This is a genomic window from Peribacillus sp. P4_C12, assembly GCF_056402095.1.
This window is the reverse complement of the sequence record NZ_JBFUIB010000601.1, coordinates 1-1,984: the sequence shown is the minus strand read 5'-3', so window position 1 is coordinate 1,984 and position 1,984 is coordinate 1. Positions and strand designations below refer to the sequence as shown.

The window sequence follows — 1,984 nt, the reverse complement described above, 5'->3', positions numbered from 1 at the left end:
AGATATTTATGCAAATATCATGTCTGATAAAAAGGAAGAAACAGACATGATATTTGCATAAATATCTTGATTATGGTATATTTTTATTGGAAATACTAAGAGGAACCAATGGCAAGAGTGGGGAAACCCACTCTTTCGTGTTGTATTGACCATTTATTTTGAATCCGAAACCAAGCGCATACAACGCACGTATGGAGGAAACAAATGAGTAAAAAGGTAACGGAAGTTGTAGAAGAATTAGCATTACCAATTCTTGAAGAATTGCAGCTTGAATTAGTTGAAGTGGAGTATGTGAAGGAAGGTAAAAGCTGGTTCCTTCGAGTTTACATTGATAAAGAAACAGGCGTAGATCTTGAAGATTGCGGAAAAGCGAGTGAAAAGCTCAGTGAAAAGCTTGATGAAGTTGATCCAATTCCACAAATTTATTTTCTCGAAGTTTCATCTCCCGGAGCTGAAAGGCCTCTGAAAAAAGAGAAAGATTTCCTTAATGCTATCGGTAAAAATGTTTACATAAAAACATACGAGCCCATTTTAGATGAAAAAGAATTTGAAGGAATCTTAACCAGCTTCGATGGGAACGAAGTGACGCTTGAAATCAAAATCAAGACAAGAAAGAAAACAATCGTCATTCCATACGAAAAGGTAGCTAAAGCAAGATTGGCGATTACCTTCTCTTAAGTCAAGAAAATCAATAATTAAATATCCGTAAGGGGGATCACCATGGGCAATGAGTTATTGGATGCTCTCTATATTTTAGAAAACGAAAAAGGAATTTCCAGGGAAGTTTTAATCGACGCGATTGAGGCTGCTCTTATATCGGCATATCGTCGTAACTTTAACCAAGCGCAAAATGTGCGTATCGATTTGAATCTTGGTAAAGGAACAATGCGTGTATTTGCCAGAAAAGACGTTGTAGATGAAGTATTCGATTCACGTCTGGAAATTTCTGTTGAAGAAGCAAGAGCGATTGATCCCAACTACCAGCTAGAGGATATTGTCGAAATGGAAGTAACGCCAAAAGATTTCGGCCGCATTGCTGCACAAACAGCGAAGCAAGTTGTTACTCAAAGAGTGCGTGAAGCAGAGCGCGGCATCATTTATGCTGAATTCATTGATCGCGAAGAGGATATCATGACAGGGATTGTTCAACGTCAGGATTCTCGATTTATCTATGTGAGTCTAGGTAAAATCGAAGCATTGCTTCCAGTTAATGAACAAATGCCAAATGAGCAGTATAAACCTCATGATCGTATTAAAGTTTTTATCACAAAAGTTGAAAAGACGTCCAAGGGGCCGCAAATTTTTGTATCCCGTTCACATCCTGGACTTTTAAAACGTTTATTCGAAATCGAAGTGCCTGAAATTTTTGATGGAACAGTAGAAATTAAGTCAGTTGCTCGTGAAGCAGGTGACCGTTCAAAAATCTCCGTGCACTCTGAAAACGAAGAAGTCGATCCGGTCGGTTCCTGCGTAGGCCAAAAAGGACAACGTGTCCAGGCCATCGTCAATGAATTAAAAGGTGAAAAAATCGATATCGTTAAATGGTCCGAAAATCCGGTTATCTTTGTTGCGAATGCTTTAAGCCCTTCAAAAGTACTTGAAGTTATCGTAAAAGAAGAAGAAAAGGCGACAACTGTAATCGTTCCGGACTATCAGCTTTCACTTGCAATTGGTAAGCGTGGACAAAATGCTCGCTTAGCTGCCAAACTTACTGGTTGGAAAATTGATATCAAGAGTGAAACAGAAGCCCGTGAAGCGGGTATTTACCCGGTTGAAGAACAGGAATTCCTTTTAAGCAGGGATAGCTATGTGAATGAAGAGGATATAGATTTCGAAGAGGATAACGAGTAAATTTAGAGGTGAAAAAAGATGAATAGCCGAAAAAAAATCCCGATGCGTAAATGTGTGGCTACAGGCGAAATGAAGCCGAAGAAAGAACTCATACGTATCGTTCGATCTAAAGAAGGGGAAGTCAGCCTTGATC

The 1,984-nt window shown here is 39.1% G+C and carries 3 protein-coding genes; all 3 read left to right on the top strand.

What is annotated here, in order from left to right; all coding sequences use genetic code 11:
* Positions 1-204 precede the first annotated feature (204 nt).
* On the top strand, positions 205-678 hold the full coding sequence (rimP, locus tag AC1DUW_RS27040; RefSeq protein ID WP_053345358.1) for a ribosome maturation factor RimP: 474 nt from the start codon (positions 205-207) through the stop codon (positions 676-678).
* Positions 679-720: 42 nt separating this feature from the next.
* The gene (gene nusA / locus AC1DUW_RS27035) at positions 721-1,851 is read left to right on the top strand and encodes a transcription termination factor NusA (protein WP_053345359.1); all 1,131 of its coding nucleotides are present in this window, start codon (positions 721-723) and stop codon (positions 1,849-1,851) included.
* Positions 1,852-1,869: 18 nt separating this feature from the next.
* Positions 1,870-1,984, top strand: a 115-nt coding sequence (locus AC1DUW_RS27030) for a YlxR family protein (protein WP_477643950.1), incomplete at its 3' end; no start/stop codon positions are given.

Coding starts and splice junctions, on each gene's coding strand:
- rimP (WP_053345358.1), top strand. CDS start 205: ATGAGTAAAAAGGTAACGGAAGTTGTAGAAGAATTAGCATTACCAATT.
- nusA (WP_053345359.1), top strand. CDS start 721: ATGGGCAATGAGTTATTGGATGCTCTCTATATTTTAGAAAACGAAAAA.